Raw genomic sequence first — 20,404 nt, forward strand, 5'->3', positions numbered from 1 at the left:
CCGAATTGTCGCTTACGGAAATTATTCCGTGATTAATGTGCCTTCTTTTTCGCCCATCACAACCCGACGCAGCGCGCCCGGCTTGTTCATATTAAACACGCGGATCGGCATTTTGTGGTCACGGGCCAGGGTAAACGCCGCTAAATCCATGACTTTCAATTCTTTTTCCAGCACTTCCTGATAGCTCAATTGATCGTACAGGGTTGCTGTCGGATCTTTCATCGGATCGGCGGAGAACACGCCGTCCACTTTGGTGGCTTTCAGCACCACGTCGGCTTCGATTTCGATGCCGCGCAGGCAGGCTGCGGAATCGGTGGTGAAGAAAGGATTGCCGGTCCCCGCAGAGAGGATCACCACGCGGTTGTTGCGCAGCAGGCTGATCGCCTCCGCCCAGCTGTAGTTATCGCACACGCCGTTCAGCGGGATGGCCGACATCAGGCGCGCGTTAACATAGGCGCGGTGCAGCGCATCACGCATCGCCAGGCCATTCATCACGGTCGCCAGCATCCCCATATGGTCGCCGACCACGCGGTTCATCCCCGCTTTCGCCAGGCCTGCGCCACGGAACAGGTTACCGCCGCCAATCACCACCCCAACCTGAATACCGAGTTCAACCAGCTCTTTAATTTCCTGAGCCATGCGATCCAGTATGCTCGCATCAATACCGAAGCCTTCCGCACCTTGCAGTGCTTCGCCACTCAGTTTGAGCAGAATGCGTTTATAGACGGGTTTTGCATTGGTAGCCATGTTTCTTTCCTGGAACTGTCAACGAATGGGATGGTTTGGAGACGACATGATATGCCGCTTTTCAGTTCGCGCGCATTGGGAGCAAACTGAATGTTCAACTGATAAAACAGAGCCGCCCTCAGGCGGCTCCTTACTGCATTAAGACTGCTTGGACATTGCAGCAACTTCTGCTGCGAAGTCAGTCTCAACTTTCTCGATGCCTTCGCCCACTTCGAAGCGGATGAAGCCAGTCACGTCAGCGTTGTGCTCTTTCAGCAGCTGAGCAACGGATTTGCTCGGATCCATTACGAAAGGCTGGCCAGTCAGAGAAACTTCGCCGGTGAATTTCTTCATGCGGCCTTCAACCATTTTCTCTGCGATTTCTTTCGGCTTGCCAGACTGCATAGCGATGTCCAGCTGAACCTGGTACTCTTTTTCTACCACTTCAGCAGACACGTCTTCCGGCTTAACGAATTCCGGCTTGCTTGCAGCGATGTGCATAGCCAGCTGTTTAACCAGCTCTTCGTCAGCGCCTTTCGCAGCAACCAGAACGCCGATACGCGCGCCGTGCTGGTAAGAACCCAGAACGTCGCCTTCCAGGGAAGCCACGCGACGGATGTTGATGTTCTCGCCGATTTTCGCAACCAGAGCAACACGCTCTTCTTCGAACTGTGCTTTCAGAACTTCAACGTCAGTGATTTTGCCAGCAACCGCTGCGTCCAGAACTTTGTTCGCGAACGCCTGGAAACCACCGTCTTTAGCAACGAAGTCAGTCTGGCAGTTAACTTCCAGAATGATGCCGTAGTTGCCGTCGATCTTGGTGATGATCACGCCGTCAGCGGCAACGTTGCCTGCTTTCTTAGCGGCTTTGATCGCGCCGGATTTACGCATGTTTTCGATTGCCAGCTCGATGTCGCCGTTCGCTTCAGTCAGCGCTTTTTTGCAATCCATCATGCCTGCGCCAGTACGCTCACGCAGCTCTTTTACCAGGGATGCGGTAATTTCAGCCATTCTTAAATCCTCGGGAGATTTGATCTACCCGGCGGCTAACGCCAGGCAAATATAAAAGAGAAAAAGGGGCCATAAAAAGGCCCCTATCTATACACGGTCAAATAAGGGCTAAAACCTTATTATTCAGCTTCTACAAAGCTTTCTTCAGCCTGAGAAGCCAGGTCCTGAGAGCGTGCTTCGCGAACGGTGGTCGCTACCGCGTTCAGGTACAGGGTCACAGCACGGATTGCATCGTCGTTACCCGGGATAACGAAATCAACGCCATCCGGATCAGAGTTGGTATCAACGATAGCAAATACCGGGATACCCAGGTTGTTTGCTTCTTTAATCGCGATGTGTTCGTGGTCAGCATCGATAACAAACAGAGCGTCCGGCAGGCCACCCATGTCTTTAATACCGCCCAGGCTGTTTTCCAGTTTTTCCAGCTCACGGGTACGCATCAGCGCTTCTTTCTTGGTCAGCTTGTCGAAAGTACCGTCCTGAGACTGAGTTTCCAGATCTTTCAGGCGTTTGATGGACTGACGAACGGTTTTCCAGTTAGTCAGCATACCACCTAACCAACGGTGGTTTACGAAGAACTGGTCGCAGCTTTCGGCAGCTTCTTTCACAGCTTCGCTTGCAGCGCGTTTAGTACCAACGAACAGGATTTTGCCTTTGCGAGCAGCAATTTTGTTCAGCTCAGCCAGGGCGTCGTTGAACATCGGTACAGTTTGCTCAAGGTTGATGATGTGAACTTTGTTACGCGCACCGAAGATGAACGGCTTCATTTTCGGGTTCCAGTAACGGGTCTGGTGACCGAAGTGAACACCAGCCTTGAGCATGTCGCGCATGGAAACAGTTGCCATGTTTAAAACCTCTATATAAAAGTTGGGGTTATGCCTCCACGTATCCCATATTACCGACCCCGAAGGGCACCCCGGAATATGTGCCGATACGTGTGTGTTGTTACACATAGTGAGAATGTCGCTTCTGCGCCGCAGCGTGTAGTAAATGCGGAACAGAAGTCCGGCGCGCTTTATACCATAAAACCCGTTAAGACACCAACAGTACTTCACGCTGCGTTAGCCAGATTAAATCTCAATTTGGCTCAGCCCTGCCGCCCTGTTAACATTGTTATTACTTGCTTAAATCTTGTCGACGTAACGACATTAGCGGACGTTATTCATGGCTATTTCTATTAAAACTCCTGACGAAATCGAAAAAATGCGTGTCGCCGGCCGTCTTGCCGCCGAGGTGCTGGAGATGATCGAACCTCACGTTAAGCCAGGCATCAGCACCGGCGAACTCGACCGGATCTGCAACGATTACATCGTGAACACCCAACACGCGGTATCCGCGTGCCTTGACTACCACGGTTTTCCGAAATCGGTCTGTATCTCGATTAACGAAGTGGTGTGCCACGGCATTCCGGACGATGAAAAACTGCTGAAAGACGGCGACATCGTCAACATCGACGTCACCGTGATCAAAGACGACTATCACGGCGATACCTCGAAAATGTTTATCGTCGGCAAACCGACCATTCTGGGCGAGCGCCTGTGCCGCGTCACCCAGGAGAGCCTCTACCTGGCGCTGCGCATGGTGAAACCGGGTATTCGTCTGCGCACCCTGGGCGCGGCGATCCAGAAATTCGTCGAAGCGGAAGGCTTCTCCGTGGTGCGCGAATATTGCGGACACGGCATTGGCCGCGTATTCCACGAAGAGCCGCAGGTGCTGCACTACGATGCTGATGACGGCGGCGTAGTGTTGCAGGCCGGGATGACCTTTACTATTGAGCCGATGGTCAACGCGGGCGATTACCGCATCCGCACCATGAAAGACGGCTGGACAGTAAAAACCAAAGACCGCAGCCTGTCAGCGCAGTACGAGCACACGATTGTGGTGACCGAAACCGGCTGCGAGATCCTGACGCTGCGTAAGGATGACACTATCCCGGCTGTACTGACCGCCGAATCCTGAACAGCAATCTCAGCCCTCAATTTTTTATGGCCCTGATTCAGGGCCATTTTTATTTCTCGCTCCCTACCCTTCATTTATCTTCTGCATATCTTGCCCCGACCAAATTCCGCCTTTTAGTCGAAATTGACCCTACCAATTTTAGAAATAAGCTTGAACACATTTGGTAGAGCCAAAATAATCACTCAATCAACTCATTGATATAAATACAAAATAAAAAAATGCAATTCACAACGTGACTCGCTGCACAGTTTTCACTCAATTTATTGGTAGTATCACAACCAGATTATTGGCCAACCAATACTAAAAATAGCACAGGTGAGAAAGCAAATAATGACCATTAGAATCATAATAGGAATAGATATTGGTACTACCGGAGTAAGATCTGTTGCTTACCAACATGGCCAGTCAACTGGCGCCGCCATTGCCACCGTGGAATACCCGCTATTCACTGACCAGACCGGAATTGCGGAACAAGACGCCCATTCGATTCTGCTGTCTACGATGACGGTAATAAAAAGAACCGTCAGTGAACTGGGTGAAAAATCTAAATATATCAAAGGAATATCGATAAGTTCAGTATTGCACAGCTTTCTGGCCGTATCGGAAGAAGGAGTGCCTCTGACGCGTTTAATGACCTGGGGTGACTCTCGTAGCCAGATTTATCTTGATGAAGTTAAAGCGCTCATCAACATTGAGAGCCTGTACCATCGCACTGGCTGTCCCATCCATCCGATGTATTCACTGCTGAAAATGTACTGGCTGAAGAAAAAGCAGCCAGATGTTTTTTGCAAAGCGGCCAGATTTGGCACGATCAAAGACTTTGTCTTTCACCATTTAACCGGTGTACGCGTCGTGGATCGTTCTATCGCCAGCGGCAGCGGCTGCTACAACATTCAGACGCTGGAATGGGATAAAGAGATCCTCGCGCTGCTGGGACTGGATGAAGATCGCATGGTGAAAGTGGTTTCCACCACGCATTACGAGTATTTGACTGAAGCAGCGGCGAAGCGTTTAGGGCTGGAGCATCGGGTTCCGGTGATCATAGGCGCAGGGGACGGCATGATGGCCAATATCGGCGTCGGCGCGATCCGGCCAGGCCAGATTAATATCACCATCGGCACCAGCGGCGCGATCCGCATGGCTTCAAAAGATCCGCGCACCGATAATAAACGTCGCACCTGGTGCTACAACGTGACCGACGATCGCTGGATGCTCGGCGGAGCTATCAACAACGGCGGCGTATCGTTCCGCTGGGCCAGAGATAAATTTGCCGAAACTGAGCAGCGCGTGGCGGACAAACTCGGCCTCAATCCCTACGCCCTACTCACCTCCTATGCCGAGAAAGTTTCTGCCGGCGCAGATGGCCTGATTATTCTGCCCTTCTTTACCGGGGAACGCGCACCTTACTGGAACGCCAACGCACGAGGCACGATGCTTGGCCTGACGCTTAACCACGATAAACGCCATATTATTCGCGCCACCCTGGAAGGCATTTGTTATCGGATGCGCAGCGTACTGGAGTCACTGGAAGAACTGACCGGCGCGGTAGAGCAAATTCGCGTCAGCGGGAGTTTCACCCATTCACCCATCTGGCTGCAAATTCTCTCAGATGTGCTGGGGCGGGAAATTAATGTTCCCGACGTGGATGAAGGCGCAGCTTACGGCGCCGCGATTATGGGATTCTATGCATTGGGCGATATTGAGAGCCTTGATAACGCCAGCGATTTAATTGGTATTCGTAAAACTTATTATCCCAATGGCAATAATAAAGAAGCCTACGATCGGCTTTATGCGATTTACCTCAATACTTACTGGAATCTGCAAGAACAATTTAAAGCCATCGCCGATTTCCAACGCGAACAACATCAATCTATGTAACAGGAGTTTTGCAACATGGCTGTGGTATTAACAACCTCAAGAGCGTTCCCTGATTGCGAACAGGCACAAAAAATATTAACCGATGCGGGCCACGAATTAAAAATGGTCACCCCGCAAAAACCGCTAAAATCCAGTGAACTGGTTCCCATGGTAAAAGGAATCGGTGCCATGCTGGCGGGTCTCGATGAAATTAATGCCGATGTTATTCAGGCCGCCGCACCGACGTTAAAAATAATTGCCCGCAATGGGGTCGGTTACGATAAAGTCGATTTAAAAATGGCCCGCGAGAAAAATATTCGCGTCACCATCACCCCTGGCGCAAATAGTTTATCAGTATGCGAACTGGCATTTTCATTTATTACCGGATTATCCCGCCGTATCCATTTAATGGATAAAAGCGTACGGGAAAAATCATGGCAACGGGTATCAGGTATTGAATTGCACGGCAAAACGATAGGCATTCTGGGAACCGGTGCAATCGGACGTCATCTGGCCGTGCGCTGCCGCTCGTTTGGCATGAGGGTTATCGCTTACGATCTGCATCCCTCTCAGGAACTGATCGAGGATCATGGCGTTAAATACATCAGCAATCTGGACGAGATTTATCGTCAGGCAGATTTTATCTCACTACACCTGCCTGCCAACCCGGACACCTGGCATATGATCAATCGCGACACCATTGCGAAAATGAAGCCTGGAGCATTTATTATTAATACCGCACGTGGCGAGTTAATTGACGACGATGCCCTGTATGAAGCCTTGAATAATCATTATCTGGGTGGTGCCGGATTAGACGCCTTTGCTTCCGAGCCATTTTTAGATGAGCGTTTTTTTGAACTGGACAACGTCATTATGACGCCGCACACCGGCGCATTTACCAAAGAAGCCGCCGATAAAACATTAATTATCGCCGCAGAAGAAATCGTTCGCGCCTTATCCGGGGAAGATAATTTATACCAAATTAACTAACCATTAATTTTACTAAAAAATAGTATCACTGACGCTGCAAATTATCGCAGTCAGGGCCTGCTCATACTTATTTTAAAAGATAGACAAATCTCACTAAGGAGAGGATATGAAAGCTATTGTGTATCATGGCAGTAATAAAATATCTCTGGACGATGTTCCCGTACCTGAAATAAAAAGTAATGAAGTTTTAATTAAAGTCCATTACGCCGGTATTTGCGGCTCCGACCTGAATATTTACGTCGGCGCTCACCCACGCGCAAAAGCGCCGCTGGTGCCAGGTCACGAGTTTTCCGGCGTAATAGAAGAAGGCAACGGCCATTTTAACAAGGGTACAAAAGTCACTGTTCGGCCACTGATCTCGTGCGGGCATTGTCACGCCTGTCAAAGCGGCAACAGCCACGTTTGCGCGACCTTAAAACTGTACGGCATCGATACCGATGGCGGCATGGCCCAATACGTCAAAGTTCCTGCAGATGTGGTGCACGTGTTGCCTGAAGACATGCCGATGACCATCGGCGCGTTCGTCGAACCTTTAGCCGTAGGCGTGCACGCTATCAGCCGCGCCAACATGAAAGCGGGCGACAGCGTTGTAGTCTTCGGCGCGGGAACCATCGGTTTCTGCGTGGCGAGCGTAGCCGCTTCCTGCGGCGCGAAACAAATCATTATGGTGGAAACCAATCCCTACCGTATTGGCCTGGCAAAAGAGTGCGGCTTCACGGCGTTAAGCCCTGCTGACGGCAATGTAGTGGATAAAATCCTCGCACTGACGGGTGGAGTGGGTGCCGATGTGGTGTTCGACTGTGCAGCACATCCGTCTGTCGCCGCAGTGCTAACCAAAGTTGTTAAGGTCCAGGGCACCATCGAAATTGTCGGCTCCTATAAAAAACCTGCCGAAGTGGCGCTGCTGGATATCGAATTCAAAGAGCTAACGATTGTCGGTACTCGGGTCTACGTCAAACGCGACTTCGAAACCGCCATCAAATTAATCCGTTCCGGTTTCCCCTATCACAACCTGATCACTGTCTACCCACCAGAAAAGGCGCAGGAAGGATTTGATACCTGCCTGAACGGCGGCGATGTCATCAAAGTGATGTACCAGTTTAGCTAATTCGACTTACTCAAAGAAATGTACCTACAAGGACCCACTCATGAAGAATAACGTTTTTGATCTCTCTGGAAAAAATGCCGTCGTGACAGGCGGTTCGCGCGGCTTAGGTAAATCATTTGCCCTAAGCCTGGCGAACGCAGGCGCGAATATCATTATCGTTGATATCGATCGCAACGAGCAGACCGAAAAAGAGATCGCCGCCCTGGGCGTAAACTGTGAGACCGTGGTGTTCGATCTGGCGAATTTCGCCAATTACGACGAACTGGTCGCCAGTATTTTAAGCAAGTATCAGAAAATCGATATTCTGGTTAACAATGCCGGTATTCAGCGTCGCCACCCGTCCGCGAATTTCCCGAAAGCCGACTGGGATCTCGTCCTTGATATCAATCAGAATGCCGTGTTCTTTATGTGCCAGGCGTTTGGCCGCCATATGATTGAAAAAGGCTACGGCAAAATCATCAACATCGCCTCGCTGCTTTCTTTCCAGGGCGGACTCACCATTCCGGCCTACGCCGCCGCAAAATCGGCAGTGCTGGGCTTCTCAAAATCACTCTCCAATGAGTGGGCATCAAAGGGGGTGAATGTAAACTGCATCGCACCCGGCTATATCGCTACCGAAATGAACACCGCGCTGATGAATGACGAAGTACGCAATCGGCAAATACTTGAGCGCATCCCGGCTGGACGCTGGGGCAATCCGGAGGATTTGGGCGGCGCGGCGGTTTTCCTGGCCTCTCCGGCTTCTGATTACATTAACGGCCACGCGATTGTCGTCGATGGCGGCTGGATGGGACGCTGATCCCTTAACAGAAACTTCCCCTACCCAATGGCGTTATGTCGTGGTCGCGCTACGGCATAACGTTGGCGGAAATAAAAGATGCGCAGTCGCAAAGAATACCTTCAGGTTATCGACCCTGGCTGCGCGTTTAATTAATTAAAAATGACTCAGGATGACGGCTTATGCCTCTTATATATGTTGCCTTAGGTGTTGCTCTGCTTTTGTTCTTAATGCTTCGGTTAAAGATCCACTGTTTTGTGGCATTAATTCTGGTCGCGCTATTTGTTGGATTGATTCAGGGAATGAGCGTTTTGGGGGTACTGGACTCCATCAAGCACGGCGTCGGCGGTACGCTAAGCAATCTGGCGCTGATCATGGGCTTTGGCGCGATGCTGGGTAAATTGCTTGGCGATAGCGGCGGCGCGCAACGTATTGCTATGACGCTGGTCGACCGGTTCGGCGAGAAAAATATACAGTTAGCCGTTGCCGCTACGGGTTTTATCGTCGGCTTCGCGCTGTTCTTTGAAGTTGGGATTATTCTGCTGATGCCGCTGGTGATCACGCTGGCATTGAGACTGCGTATTTCATTGCTGTACGTCGGTATTCCAATGGCGGCGGCTATTTCGGTTACCCACTGTTTCCTGCCGCCGCATCCCGGCCCGACGGCTATCGCCAATATCTTTAACGCGGATATGGGACGGACGCTCATTTACGGTGTCATTATCGCCGTCCCCAGCATTATTATTTCCGGGATATTCTTCTCGCGTATTCCCTATATTCGCCATATGAACCCGGAAATCCATATGGGTTTCGCCAACCGCGAATTTAGCGAAAATGAAATGCCGGGCTTTGGTATTAGCGTATTTACCGCGCTGATCCCGGTCATTCTTATGGCCTTGCGCGCTATTCTCGAGATGACGCTCGTTAAAGGCCATCCGGTACTGCCATATGCGGAATTCTTCGGCGATCCGGTTATCGCCACCCTGATTGCCGCTATCGTCGCGCTGTATACATTCGGCTTCAAACGCGGCAAAAGCGTGGCTGAAATCACAGCCAGTATTGAAGCTTCTGCAAAGCTTATCGCCATGATGCTGCTGATCATTGGCGCAGGCGGCGCATTTAAACAAGTGCTCATCGACAGCGGAGTAAAAGATTACATCGCCAGCCATATGAATGCGTTCTCCTTCTCCCCGATTATTCTCGCCTGGCTTATCGCGGTGATCCTGCGCCTGGCGCTGGGTTCAGCAACCGTAACGGCGCTGACCACTGGCGGCATCGTATTCCCGCTGATTCAGGCCACCGGCGTAAGCCCGGAACTGATGGTGCTGGCGGTGGGTTCCGGTAGCGTGTTTTTCTCGCACGTCAACGATCCGGGGTTCTGGATGATTAAAGAGTATTTCAATCTGAGCGTGGTAGAAACCCTCAAATCCTGGTCGGTGCTGGAAACCATTATTTCTGTTTGCGGCCTGCTTGGCTGCCTGGCGATTAACGCGTTTATCTGACGCGCTGCGTAATACATTTATGAGTGAAAAAAGGGTATTGCTATGAAAAACTGGAAAAGATCTGCTGAAGACATTTTATCGTTAAGCCCGGTAGTCCCGGTTATCGTTATCGAAAATATTAACGATGCGGTGCCGCTGGCTAAAGCACTGGTCGCGGGTGGTGTACGCACGCTGGAAGTCACGCTGCGTACGGCTTGCGCACTGGACGCCATTAAACTGATTATGGAACACGTACCGGAAGCGGTGGTGGGCGCAGGAACCGTGACCACCCTTGAACAATTCAAAAAAGTTTCCGAACTGGGCGTGGAATTTATTATTACTCCAGGCCTCACCACCTCGTTATTGAGGGCTGCGGTTGAAGGCTCTATTCCTGTGATCCCGGGTATTGCTACTCTCGGCGAATTGATGACGGGCGCAGAAGCCGGATTAACCAGTTTTAAATTCTTCCCGGCGGAAATCAACGGCGGTGTGGCCGCGTTAAAAGCGTTCGCAGGCCCAATGCCGGATGTGAAATTCTGCCCGACCGGCGGCATCAGCCTGAAAAACTACCGTGACTATTTGCAGTTGAAAAATGTCATCTGCGTGGGCGGTTCATGGTTTGTGCCAACGGATGTGATTGCAAAAGGTGATTTCGCTGAGATAACTCGCCTGGCGCAGGAAGCCGTCGCAGGCGCACGCTAAGAGCGCGGGCGCAATCAACACCGGCGCACCCCGGCGTGATGGGGTGCGCCAAATGTTGAGCCTGGCGATTAGCAAACCAAACGGTTTAATTATTTCTATTTTTATTAAACAGAATAGTTATCATTTCACGAAAAAATATATACCCTCGAAATGTACAATATATTTCCTACCTAAATACCCCTCCCAACCAGGCGGCAGTTATTTATTAAATAAACCCGTACTGGCTTTATCCAGCCAATTAACGCCTGCTGTTTTCAAAAAAGAAACATTGCCGTTGCATATTTAAATTGTTAGCTTGTCGCCGCTGTTGCCCGATACGGCGCTACGTACCCGGCAGCGCAGCGGGTGCCGCCGCCGCTTGACGGGCCTGTAGAATGTGCTGATAATTAAGAAAAAAACAGGATTGCTCCACATGACCGATAAACGTTTATACAAAGAGATTGCAACAGCAATAAAACAACAGTTATCTGAAGGGGTTTATAAAGTAGGAGATAAATTACCTACTGAAAGAACCCTGTCAGAGACTTTTGGCGTCGGTCGTGCCGTTATCCGGGAATCAATGATTTTATTGGAAGCTGAAGGCTTCATCGATATTAGAAAAAGCTCCGGCGTCTATGTTTTAAAAACAGAATTGTTCACCAATTCTTTCCTCAATGATAAAGCGGGCCCGTTTGAACTTTTGCAGGCAAGACAGCTGATTGAAACCAATATCGCCGCCTTCGCCGCGACGCAGATCGTCAAAAGTGATTTGGCTAAACTGCATGAAATTCTTGAGCAGGAAAAAAAATTGCTTAATAGTCCACCGGATCAATCACTGGATACTCTGTTCCACTGCACCATTGCGGCATCCACTCAAAATGCGCTGCTGGCGGAAATTGTCCGCTATATCTGGGACGTACGTAATCGCGATCCGCTCTGGCAAAAGCTGACGAAAGAATCCGATCAGGAAGAGTACAGCCGTAAAGGTTATGCAGAACATGAAGAGATCGTTGCCGCCCTGCAACGTAAAGACCCGGTTGCGGCCCGGCAAAGCATGTGGCAACACCTGGAAAATATCAAACAGCGCGTTACCAGCCAGTTGGACGTTAGCGAACAACCGACTTTTGACCGTTTCCTGTTTGAATCCATTCCGCTGGATCTTCCCAGAGAAAAGTCCTGATCGGCCCTCGTCCGCTCACCTGCCAGGGTGAGCGGTTTTGTCCTTACACCGCCTATCACAAAATGATCCTTTCTATTTGCGCGTAACTTTTTTACTTTGTTGTCACAGACCCGCGTTTCCTGAATCGTTGGGCAAACTTATTTCTTTAGGGTGGCGCCATGAGTAATACCTTACCTGAACCTTTTGTCAGCACCATTATCCCCACCCTGCCAGGCCAGCCTGATAACCCTGGCGTCTGGCCGCAGGCGGATCTGCACTGCCAGGCCATCAAAGCGCATATCGACGAGTTCCAGCAGTGGCTGGCCAGTGCTTTTGACAGCGGGCTGTCCGCAGAAACGCTGATTGAAGCACGCACCGAATTTATCGACCAATTGCTACAGCGCCTGTGGATTGAATACGGCTTTGGCGATCTGAGCGAAGCGGCGCTGGTCGCAGTAGGCGGCTACGGGCGCGGCGAACTGCATCCTCTGTCCGATATCGATTTGCTGATCCTGAGCCGCAAGCGGTTGAGCGAGGCGCAGTCTCAGAAAGTCGGCGAGCTGCTGACCCTGCTGTGGGATGTGAAGCTGGAAGTGGGCCACAGCGTGCGCACCCTGGAAGAGTGCTTGCTGGAGGGGTTATCCGATCTCACCGTCGCCACCAACCTGATTGAATCCCGCTTGTTAACCGGCGACGTGGCGCTGTTCCTGGAGCTGCATAAGCATATTTTTTCAGAAGGTTTCTGGCCATCCGAGCGTTTTTTCGCCGCCAAAGTCGATGAACAGCAGGAGCGCCATAAGCGCTACCACGGCACCAGCTATAACCTTGAGCCCGACATAAAAAGCAGCCCCGGCGGCCTGCGCGACATCCACACCTTACAGTGGGTAGCGCGGCGGCACTTTGGCGCGACGTCGCTGAGCGAAATGGTCGGTTTCGGCTTTCTGACTGAAGCCGAACGCGATGAACTGGATGAATGCCAACACGTGCTGTGGCGCATTCGCTTCGCGCTGCATCTTGAGCTTAACCGCTATGACAACCGTCTGCTGTTTGATCGCCAGCTCAGCGTGGCCCAGCGCCTGCACTACCAGGGCGACGGCAATGAGCCCGTTGAACAGATGATGAAGGATTTTTACCGGGTGACGCGCCGGGTTGGCGAGCTCAACCATATGCTGCTGCAACTGTTTGATGAGGCGATTCTGGCACTGCCCGCCGATGAAAAACCGCGTCCGCTGGATGATGACTTCCAGTTGCGCGGCACGCTTATCGATCTGCGCGATGAGAACCTGTTTATCCGCGAGCCGCAGGCCATACTGCGCATGTTTTACGCCATGGTGCGCAACCGCGACATCACCGGCATTTACTCCACCACGCTGCGCCATCTGCGCCACGCGCGCCGTCATTTAACGGAGCCGCTGTGTTATATCCCTGAGGCGCGCAGCCTGTTTTTATCGATGCTGCGCCATCCGGGCGCAGTGAGCCGCGGGCTGCTGCCAATGCACCGCCACAGCGTACTGGGCGCCTATATGCCGCAGTGGTCGCATATTGTCGGCCAGATGCAGTTCGACCTGTTTCACGCCTATACGGTGGATGAACACACCATCCGGGTGATGCAGAAACTGGAGAGCTTCGCGCTGGAAGAGACGCGCCAGAAGCACCCTTTATGCGTGGAACTCTGGCCGCGCCTCACCCACCCGGAGCTGATCCTGATCGCCGCGCTGTTCCACGATATCGCTAAAGGCCGGGGCGGCGACCACTCGGTACTGGGTGCGCAGGACGTGCTGAAGTTCGCCGAACTGCATGGCCTGAATTCGCGGGAAACGCAGCTGGTGGCCTGGCTGGTGCGCCATCATTTGCTGATGTCGGTCACCGCCCAGCGCCGCGATATTCAGGATCCGGAAGTGATCAAGCAGTTTGCCGAAGAGGTGCAAACCGAAAACCGCCTGCGCTTCCTGGTATGCCTGACGGTGGCAGATATTTGCGCCACTAACGAAACCCTGTGGAACAGCTGGAAGCAGAGTCTGCTGCGTGAACTCTATTTCGCCACCGAAAAACAGCTGCGGCGCGGGATGCAGAACACGCCGGACATGCGCGAGCGGGTGCGTCATCATCAGCTTCAGGCGCTGGCGCTGCTGCGCATGGACAACATTGACGAAGAGGCGCTGCACCGCATCTGGGCCCGCTGCCGGGCCAACTATTTTGTGCGCCACAGCCCGAATCAGCTTGCCTGGCATGCGCGCCACTTGCTGCAACACGATCTCAGCAAGCCGTTGATCCTGTTGAGCCCGCAGGCCACGCGCGGCGGCACCGAAATTTTCATCTGGAGCCCGGACCGTCCTTACCTGTTCGCCGCCGTGTGCGCGGAACTCGACCGGCGCAATCTCAGCGTCCACGACGCGCAGATCTTCACCACCCGCGACGGTATGGCGATGGATACCTTTATCGTGCTGGAGCCGGACGGCAAACCGCTGGCGGCGGATCGCCACGAAGCGATTCGCTATGGCCTGGAACAGGCCATCACCCAGCGCACCTGGCATCCGCCGCAGCCGCGCCGCCAGGCCGCTAAACTGCGCCACTTTACCGTGGATACCGAGGTCAATTTTTTGCCGACCCATACCGATCGAAAATCGTTTATGGAGCTGATTGCCCTCGATCAGCCCGGGCTTTTGGCGCGCGTCGGCCAGGTGTTCGCGGACCTGGGGATTTCGCTCCATGGGGCTAGAATTACAACAATTGGTGAGCGAGTAGAAGATTTATTTATAATCGCGAATGCGGACCGGCGTGCCCTTAATAATGCGCTGCAACAAGAGGTGCAACAACGGTTGACAGCCGCCCTCAATCCAAACGATAAAGGGTAACGATTTTTTTTACGCAATATGGATAGAGACAATGCAGCAGTTACAAAACGTTATTGAAGCCGCTTTCGAGCGTCGCGCCGACATCACTCCCGCGAATGCGGATACCGTAACCCGTGAAGCGGTGAACCAGGTTATCGCGCTTCTTGATTCCGGCGCGCTGCGCGTGGCAGAGAAGATCGACGGCCAGTGGGTGACGCATCAATGGCTGAAAAAAGCGGTGCTGCTTTCTTTCCGCATCAATGACAACCAGGTGATCGATGGTGCCGAAAGCCGCTACTTCGATAAAGTGCCAATGAAATTCGCTGACTACGACCAGGCGCGTTTCCAGAAAGAAGGCTTCCGCGTGGTGCCGCCCGCTGCGGTGCGCCAGGGCGCGTTTATCGCCCGCAATACCGTGCTGATGCCGTCCTATGTGAACATCGGCGCATACGTGGATGAAGGCACAATGGTCGATACCTGGGCGACCGTGGGCTCCTGCGCGCAGATCGGTAAAAACGTTCACCTGTCCGGCGGCGTGGGCATCGGCGGCGTGCTGGAGCCATTACAGGCTAACCCGACCATCATCGAAGATAACTGCTTTATCGGCGCACGTTCTGAAGTGGTGGAAGGCGTGATCGTGGAAGAAGGTTCGGTGATTTCCATGGGCGTGTACATCGGCCAGAGCACCCGTATTTACGACCGTGAAACCGGCGAAGTGCACTATGGCCGCGTTCCGGCGGGCTCCGTGGTGGTCTCCGGCAACCTGCCTTCGAAAGACGGCAAATACAGCCTATACTGTGCGGTAATCGTCAAAAAAGTCGATGCTAAAACCCGCGGCAAAGTGGGCATTAATGAGCTGCTTCGCACTATCGACTAAAGATGAAGGAAAAAGGCGGGATAACCCGCCTTTTTTGTATCCGGTTGTGGCATTAACGGGTTATTTCATTAATTATTTCTGGGTTAACGTTTCGCTAAGGATACCGCTATGTACGATAATCTGAAGAGTCTGGGGATCACTAATCCTGAAGAGATTGACCGGTACAGCCTCCGGCAGGAAGCCAACAACGACATCCTGAAAATCTACTTCCGTAAGGATAAAGGCGAGTTTTTTGCCAAGAGCGTGAAATTTAAATATCCACGCCAGCGCAAAACCGTGGTGGCTGATGGCGTAGGGCAAGGTTACAAAGAAGTGCAGGAGATCAGCCCGAATCTGCGTTACGTGATCGACGAGCTGGATCAGATCTGCATGCGCGATCGCACGGAAGTGGATCTGAAGCGTAAAATCCTCGACGATCTGCGCCATCTGGAAAGCGTGGTCGCCAATAAGATCAACGAAATCGAAGCCGATCTGGAAAAACTCACCCGGAAATAATTCTCTCGGGGCGGGTTCTCCCCCGCCCTGCTTTACCGGTTAACGTTGCTCATCAAGCTGAAGCGCGATGTACAACAGCAGCCTGTCGTCAAAGTTCCCTAAATCCAGCCCGGTCAGTTCCGAGATCCGGTTCAGGCGATATTCCAGCGTATTGCGGTGGATAAACAGCGCCTTTGAGGTCGCCAGCGGCTGTACGTTGTGACGAAACCACGCGGTCAGGGTACGGCGCAGCAGGCCGTTGTTGTCCATCGCTTTCAGCTTCGCCAGCGGCCGCGCCAGTTCGTTGGCCTGCCAGCCGCCGCGCAAACTGTCCAGCAGCACCGGCAGCATCAGATCCTGATAGAAATAGCTGCGCACGTCCGGCATGCGCTGTTTGCCTACCATCATGGTCGTGCGCGCGGTACGCCAGGAGCGGGCAATGCTGCCGGGGCCAGTAAAATAGTTGCCGAGCGCCACGCGAAAACGCAAATGCCCGCTCTCTTTCATACGAGCGATAAGCTGCTCGACGCGGCGACGATGATCTTCCGCATCCCAGCGGCCAAAGGCATTAAGCGCGGGCTTCAGCACCACCATTTCGGTCAGCGACACAATCGCCACCAGGTTATTGCGTTCGGGGGTAGTGAGCGCGGTTTGCAGTTGTTGCAACTCCGCCATGGCGCTGTCGACGCCGAGCTGGCCGCTGTCTACTTCCACCACGGCGACCACGCGCGGCTGGTTCAGATCGATGCCTAAACGCTGCGCCCATTCCATCAGCGCCGGGGTGTGCTCTTCGGTCTGGATCAGGTTCATCACCAGCTCTTCGCGCAGACGGGTATCCTGCGCCAGCATATGCATCAGACGCGACTGCTCCAGCATCATTTCTGCCGTCATGCACACCAGCTCGCCATACTTGCGCAGATGCGCCGGATCGCCCGTCAGGCCGATCACGCCGACAATTTCCCCTTCAATACGCAGCGGCAGGTTAATCCCCTGGCGCACGCCATGCAGGCTGCGCGCCACCGCATCGTCGATATCCACTACGCGGCCCTGAGAAAGCACCAGCAGCGCGCCTTCGTGCAATTCACCAATACGCTCCTGGTCGCCGCTGCCGATGATACGCCCGCGGGCATCCATAACGTTGATATTGGTATCAATGATTCGCATCGTGCGTGACACGATATCCTGCGCCATTTTGGTATCAAGATGCCAACCCGCCATTGTGCCCCTCCGCTCTGTCGATGATTCAGAATAAGGCACAAAAAAAACCCGCGCATTGGGCAATTGCACAATGCGCGGGGTCAGACTATGGAGTTGTGGAAAGGGTCACAAAAAACCCTTCAACAATTACTGCATCAGCAGGTAAAGCGTGGTATCGCCGCGTTTCACGTTCAGCGCCAGTACTGACGGCTTGCTGTCGAGAATTTTGCGCAGTTCAGCGATGTTTTTCACCGGCTGTTGGTTAGCGCCCAGGATGATATCGCCTTTTTTCAGGCCGATACGCGCGGCCTGAGAACCGGTTTTCACGCTGTTCACCACCACGCCCGGCGTATTGCCGGTCTGGTTGCTCATCTCCGCGCCTTCAATCCCGTTGAAGATGGAAGAAGAATCCACCTGGTTCTGGCTGCTCTGCTGGAGTTCCAGGGTTACCGACGTCGGCTTGCCGTCACGCAGCAGCCCCAGGGTGAGTTTACTGCCCACCGGCATGGTGCCTACCTGAGCGCGCAGCGCCGCGAAGCTATTAATCGGCTTGTCGTTCAGCGAGACAATCACGTCGCCCGCCTTCACGCCCGCTTTAGCCGCAGAGGAGTTCGGCATCACCTGGCTGACGAACGCGCCACGCTGGGCGTCAACTTTCATGGCTTTCGCCAGTTCGGAGTTGAGCTCGGTTCCCATAATACCCAGCTCACCGCGCTTAACCTGACCGTATTCCACCATCTGGCTGGTCAGGTTTTTCACCATGTTGCTCGGAATGGCGAAACCGATACCGATGTTGCCGCCGTCCGGCGCGAGGATCGCGGTGTTAATCCCGATCAGCTCGCCGTTCAGGTTGACCAGCGCGCCGCCGGAGTTACCCCGGTTGATCGCCGCATCGGTCTGGATAAAGTTTTCGTAGTTTTCAGCGTTCAGGCCGCTACGGCCCAGCGCCGACACAATACCGGATGTCACGGTCTCACCCAGGCCGAACGGGTTACCGATCGCCACGGTGTAGTCGCCGACGCGCAGCGCGTCAGAGTCGGCCAGCTTGATCGCTGTCAGGTTTTTCGGATCCTGGATTTGGATCAGCGCGATATCGGAACGCGGATCTTTACCCACCATTTTGGCGTCCAGCTTGCGGCCATCGCTGAGCTGAACTTTGATGCTGGTGGCGTTATCCACTACGTGGTTGTTGGTGACCACATAGCCTTTGGCGGCATCAATGATCACACCGGAACCCAGCGCCATAAATTTCTGCTGCTGGCCGCCTTGCGGACCGGCACCGCCGCCCTGGCAGAACGGCGAACTCTGGAACGGCGAACCGTCCTGGCAGAACGGCGAATCGTCGCCAAAGAACTGCTGGAAGTTACGCGGAAGGCGCGGGTTGTTCACCTCCGTGGTTCCTTCCACATTAATGCTCACCACTGAAGGCATCACTTTTTCAAGCATCGGCGCCAGGCTTGGCATCGGTTGAGCAACCGGTGCCGCCGAGGCGGTTTCAGCAGCGACAGCGGAGACAGGACTTAATGCCAGGCCCATGCTCAGAGCCAGCGCACTCAATGCTAACGTGGTTTTTTTCATCTGTTTCATTCTCAATTAATTAGTCAGGCAAAATTGCTGTGAACGTGACTATCAGAGTGATTTTAGCGCGTGAAGTTCCACGCCTGAATTTCTTGAAAAGTAAAAATTTATTGGCCGTCTTTACAAAACTTTCGGATATTATTCGACTGCCATCAGCTTGCGGTATTCATCCCACGCATAAAGATCGGTCATACCGCTAATATAATCCTGGATAAGACGGCAGCGATAATAATATTCCCAAACAGGAAAACGGGCGTCATTGCGATTAACATGACTCATCACTTCAATATAGGCCAGGCGGTGTCGGCCCGACAGCTTATGAAATAACCGGGTTTCAATAGGTAACCGTCGCCCGCTGGCCTCTTCCACTAATAACCGAAAGTCGTCTGCGCCCAGCAGCAACAGCGGTTGATATATATCTAACAGTCCCTTAATCACCCGGTAACCCTGCAATTCGAGCTGTTCAACATCCGGATGGCTAAATACGTGGCGCACCGCAACGTTTTTATAAAGTTTCAGAAGACGACTATATGGGCTGTCATCTTCCAGCAGCGCGTGATTAAAACAACCAGGGAAAATAGTCGGCAAATTATCAATAAAACGCTGGGCCGCATAGGGCACCAGTTTATTCAGCGTATTCACCCGTAAATACATAAAGAACTGATCTTCCACGCTGCGCTGCATGGAATTGGTCATCGATTTATCCCAGGCGTTTTGCACCACCTGGGCAAACAGATCGCCGGCCTGATGATCGCCCCAGGCGTCGCGCAAATGCTGGTAAAGCTGCTCGGCGCTGAAGATGCGCTTCTCCACCGCATCTTCCAAATCCGCAACGCAATAGGAGATGTCATCAGCAGCTTCCATAATCCACGTCAATGGAAAGCGGCAGTATTCATCCAGTGAAAGTTCTTTACGTAACCGTACAATGTACTCTTCTTCCGAGAGGTAAAAGCCCGGTTTTTTCATCAAATAGCTGTGGCTTTCCGGCGTGGGGCCGGTAAACCAGGCGGGGCGGGTATATTTTAAAATCCCGCCGACCTGCGCCCAGGTCAGATTCATGCGCAGCAGCGTATGCACCAGCCGGATGCCCTGGGCGTTGCCTTCGAACTGGCAAATGTCATTGCGTACCTTACGCCGCAACTCATTAAGCGCGTCCTCGCCTTCATGCAGTTGCAGGACCGCCACCTGGCAGCGATCGCCGCTAAGCGGCTGGCTGGTGGCATCGGCAGGCACCAGCCGCTGGCGAAACCAGTCATTAATCGCCGCTTCGCCAAAGTGCCCAAACGGCGGATTACCGATGTCATGCATCAGGCAGGACATCTCGACAATGCTTTCGAATGGGCCGGTGAGCTCATCTAACCCGTATTCCGCCAGCAGCCTGCGCTCTTTCAGGCGGCTGAGCACCTCTTTAGCGATATAGCGGCCCACCTGTTGTACTTCCATGGAGTGCGTCAATCGGGTGCGCACCGCGGCGTTACGCTCAAGGGGAAACACCTGGGTTTTCTGCTGGAGACGACGAATGGCGGGAGAGTTAACGATGCGTCCGCGATCGCTTTCAAAAATGCGCACAATCTCATGCTCGCTTTTCACGCCCTGCGGCGAGCGGTAGCGGCGACGCCAGTTAATCTTATTGCGAAAGTCGAACTCAGCCATAAGCCCTCCAGCTCTTAATCAGAAGCGAATTATTTCCCTGC

17 protein-coding genes are annotated in these 20,404 nt (G+C 53.0%); 11 read left to right on the forward strand and 6 right to left on the reverse strand.

Annotated features, from left to right (window positions below):
* Positions 1-21: 21 nt before the first annotated feature.
* The 3 genes from pyrH to rpsB all read right to left on the reverse strand — a co-directional run bounded on the left by pyrH (position 22) and on the right by rpsB (position 2,582).
* Positions 22-747, reverse strand: a complete 726-nt coding sequence (gene pyrH / locus FHW74_RS05175) for a UMP kinase (protein ID WP_183169470.1) — start codon at positions 745-747, stop codon at positions 22-24.
* A 138-nt stretch (positions 748-885) separates the two neighbouring features.
* Complete coding sequence (gene tsf / locus FHW74_RS05180) at positions 886-1,737, reverse strand: translation elongation factor Ts (protein ID WP_008501911.1); 852 nt, start codon at positions 1,735-1,737, stop codon at positions 886-888.
* 119 nt (positions 1,738-1,856) lie between these two features.
* The gene (gene rpsB / locus FHW74_RS05185; RefSeq protein ID WP_002436951.1) at positions 1,857-2,582 is read right to left on the reverse strand and encodes a 30S ribosomal protein S2; all 726 of its coding nucleotides are present in this window, start codon (positions 2,580-2,582) and stop codon (positions 1,857-1,859) included.
* 319 nt (positions 2,583-2,901) lie between these two features.
* Between rpsB and map the strand changes: the two genes are divergently transcribed.
* The 11 genes from map (at position 2,902) to FHW74_RS05240 (ending at position 15,956) form a co-directional block, all read left to right on the forward strand.
* Complete coding sequence (gene map / locus FHW74_RS05190) at positions 2,902-3,696, forward strand: type I methionyl aminopeptidase (RefSeq protein WP_183169471.1); 795 nt, start codon at positions 2,902-2,904, stop codon at positions 3,694-3,696.
* A gap of 330 nt (positions 3,697-4,026) precedes the next feature.
* Complete coding sequence (locus tag FHW74_RS05195; RefSeq protein WP_183169472.1) at positions 4,027-5,574, forward strand: gluconokinase; 1,548 nt, start codon at positions 4,027-4,029, stop codon at positions 5,572-5,574.
* Between the two features lie 15 nt (positions 5,575-5,589).
* Positions 5,590-6,543, forward strand: coding sequence for a phosphoglycerate dehydrogenase (locus tag FHW74_RS05200; RefSeq protein ID WP_183169473.1), 954 nt, complete (start codon positions 5,590-5,592; stop codon positions 6,541-6,543).
* Positions 6,544-6,649: 106 nt separating this feature from the next.
* A complete protein-coding gene (locus FHW74_RS05205; RefSeq protein ID WP_183169474.1) occupies positions 6,650-7,651 on the forward strand; it encodes a zinc-binding dehydrogenase in 1,002 nt (333 codons plus the stop codon).
* Positions 7,652-7,691: 40 nt separating this feature from the next.
* On the forward strand, positions 7,692-8,450 hold the full coding sequence (gene kduD / locus FHW74_RS05210; protein WP_183169475.1) for a 2-dehydro-3-deoxy-D-gluconate 5-dehydrogenase KduD: 759 nt from the start codon (positions 7,692-7,694) through the stop codon (positions 8,448-8,450).
* A 161-nt stretch (positions 8,451-8,611) separates the two neighbouring features.
* Complete coding sequence (locus FHW74_RS05215) at positions 8,612-9,931, forward strand: gluconate:H+ symporter (RefSeq protein WP_183169476.1); 1,320 nt, start codon at positions 8,612-8,614, stop codon at positions 9,929-9,931.
* Positions 9,932-9,973: 42 nt separating this feature from the next.
* Complete coding sequence (locus FHW74_RS05220) at positions 9,974-10,612, forward strand: bifunctional 4-hydroxy-2-oxoglutarate aldolase/2-dehydro-3-deoxy-phosphogluconate aldolase (RefSeq protein ID WP_183169477.1); 639 nt, start codon at positions 9,974-9,976, stop codon at positions 10,610-10,612.
* A gap of 412 nt (positions 10,613-11,024) precedes the next feature.
* Entirely contained in the window at positions 11,025-11,771 is a 747-nt protein-coding gene (locus FHW74_RS05225) for an FCD domain-containing protein (RefSeq protein ID WP_183169478.1), read from the forward strand.
* A gap of 158 nt (positions 11,772-11,929) precedes the next feature.
* The gene (gene glnD, locus FHW74_RS05230) at positions 11,930-14,605 is read left to right on the forward strand and encodes a bifunctional uridylyltransferase/uridylyl-removing protein GlnD (RefSeq protein ID WP_183169479.1); all 2,676 of its coding nucleotides are present in this window, start codon (positions 11,930-11,932) and stop codon (positions 14,603-14,605) included.
* A 31-nt stretch (positions 14,606-14,636) separates the two neighbouring features.
* Entirely contained in the window at positions 14,637-15,461 is an 825-nt protein-coding gene (gene dapD, locus FHW74_RS05235) for a 2,3,4,5-tetrahydropyridine-2,6-dicarboxylate N-succinyltransferase (RefSeq protein WP_125293606.1), read from the forward strand.
* A 108-nt stretch (positions 15,462-15,569) separates the two neighbouring features.
* Positions 15,570-15,956 (forward strand): DUF3461 family protein, encoded by a 387-nt coding sequence (locus FHW74_RS05240; protein ID WP_183169480.1) that lies wholly within the window; start codon positions 15,570-15,572, stop codon positions 15,954-15,956.
* A 39-nt stretch (positions 15,957-15,995) separates the two neighbouring features.
* Here the strand turns inward: FHW74_RS05240 and FHW74_RS05245 are convergent, their stop codons facing one another.
* The 3 genes from FHW74_RS05245 to dgt all read right to left on the reverse strand — a co-directional run bounded on the left by FHW74_RS05245 (position 15,996) and on the right by dgt (position 20,363).
* Positions 15,996-17,153 carry a CdaR family transcriptional regulator gene (locus FHW74_RS05245; RefSeq protein WP_183169481.1) on the reverse strand — a complete coding sequence of 386 codons (1,158 nt, stop codon included), beginning with the start codon at positions 17,151-17,153 and terminating at the stop codon, positions 15,996-15,998.
* Between the two features lie 126 nt (positions 17,154-17,279).
* Entirely contained in the window at positions 17,280-18,710 is a 1,431-nt protein-coding gene (gene degP / locus FHW74_RS05250; RefSeq protein ID WP_183169482.1) for a serine endoprotease DegP, read from the reverse strand.
* Between the two features lie 138 nt (positions 18,711-18,848).
* Positions 18,849-20,363 carry a dGTPase gene (gene dgt, locus FHW74_RS05255; RefSeq protein WP_183169483.1) on the reverse strand — a complete coding sequence of 505 codons (1,515 nt, stop codon included), beginning with the start codon at positions 20,361-20,363 and terminating at the stop codon, positions 18,849-18,851.
* Positions 20,364-20,404: the final 41 nt, after the last annotated feature.

It is taken from the genome of Atlantibacter sp. RC6, assembly GCF_014193285.1.
Classification (GTDB): Bacteria; Pseudomonadota; Gammaproteobacteria; order Enterobacterales; family Enterobacteriaceae; genus Atlantibacter.

Coding starts and splice junctions, on each gene's coding strand:
- pyrH (WP_183169470.1), bottom strand. CDS start 747: ATGGCTACCAATGCAAAACCCGTCTATAAACGCATTCTGCTCAAACTG.
- tsf (WP_008501911.1), bottom strand. CDS start 1,737: ATGGCTGAAATTACCGCATCCCTGGTAAAAGAGCTGCGTGAGCGTACT.
- rpsB (WP_002436951.1), bottom strand. CDS start 2,582: ATGGCAACTGTTTCCATGCGCGACATGCTCAAGGCTGGTGTTCACTTC.
- map (WP_183169471.1), top strand. CDS start 2,902: ATGGCTATTTCTATTAAAACTCCTGACGAAATCGAAAAAATGCGTGTC.
- FHW74_RS05195 (WP_183169472.1), top strand. CDS start 4,027: ATGACCATTAGAATCATAATAGGAATAGATATTGGTACTACCGGAGTA.
- FHW74_RS05200 (WP_183169473.1), top strand. CDS start 5,590: ATGGCTGTGGTATTAACAACCTCAAGAGCGTTCCCTGATTGCGAACAG.
- FHW74_RS05205 (WP_183169474.1), top strand. CDS start 6,650: ATGAAAGCTATTGTGTATCATGGCAGTAATAAAATATCTCTGGACGAT.
- kduD (WP_183169475.1), top strand. CDS start 7,692: ATGAAGAATAACGTTTTTGATCTCTCTGGAAAAAATGCCGTCGTGACA.
- FHW74_RS05215 (WP_183169476.1), top strand. CDS start 8,612: ATGCCTCTTATATATGTTGCCTTAGGTGTTGCTCTGCTTTTGTTCTTA.
- FHW74_RS05220 (WP_183169477.1), top strand. CDS start 9,974: ATGAAAAACTGGAAAAGATCTGCTGAAGACATTTTATCGTTAAGCCCG.
- FHW74_RS05225 (WP_183169478.1), top strand. CDS start 11,025: ATGACCGATAAACGTTTATACAAAGAGATTGCAACAGCAATAAAACAA.
- glnD (WP_183169479.1), top strand. CDS start 11,930: ATGAGTAATACCTTACCTGAACCTTTTGTCAGCACCATTATCCCCACC.
- dapD (WP_125293606.1), top strand. CDS start 14,637: ATGCAGCAGTTACAAAACGTTATTGAAGCCGCTTTCGAGCGTCGCGCC.
- FHW74_RS05240 (WP_183169480.1), top strand. CDS start 15,570: ATGTACGATAATCTGAAGAGTCTGGGGATCACTAATCCTGAAGAGATT.
- FHW74_RS05245 (WP_183169481.1), bottom strand. CDS start 17,153: ATGGCGGGTTGGCATCTTGATACCAAAATGGCGCAGGATATCGTGTCA.
- degP (WP_183169482.1), bottom strand. CDS start 18,710: ATGAAAAAAACCACGTTAGCATTGAGTGCGCTGGCTCTGAGCATGGGC.
- dgt (WP_183169483.1), bottom strand. CDS start 20,363: ATGGCTGAGTTCGACTTTCGCAATAAGATTAACTGGCGTCGCCGCTAC.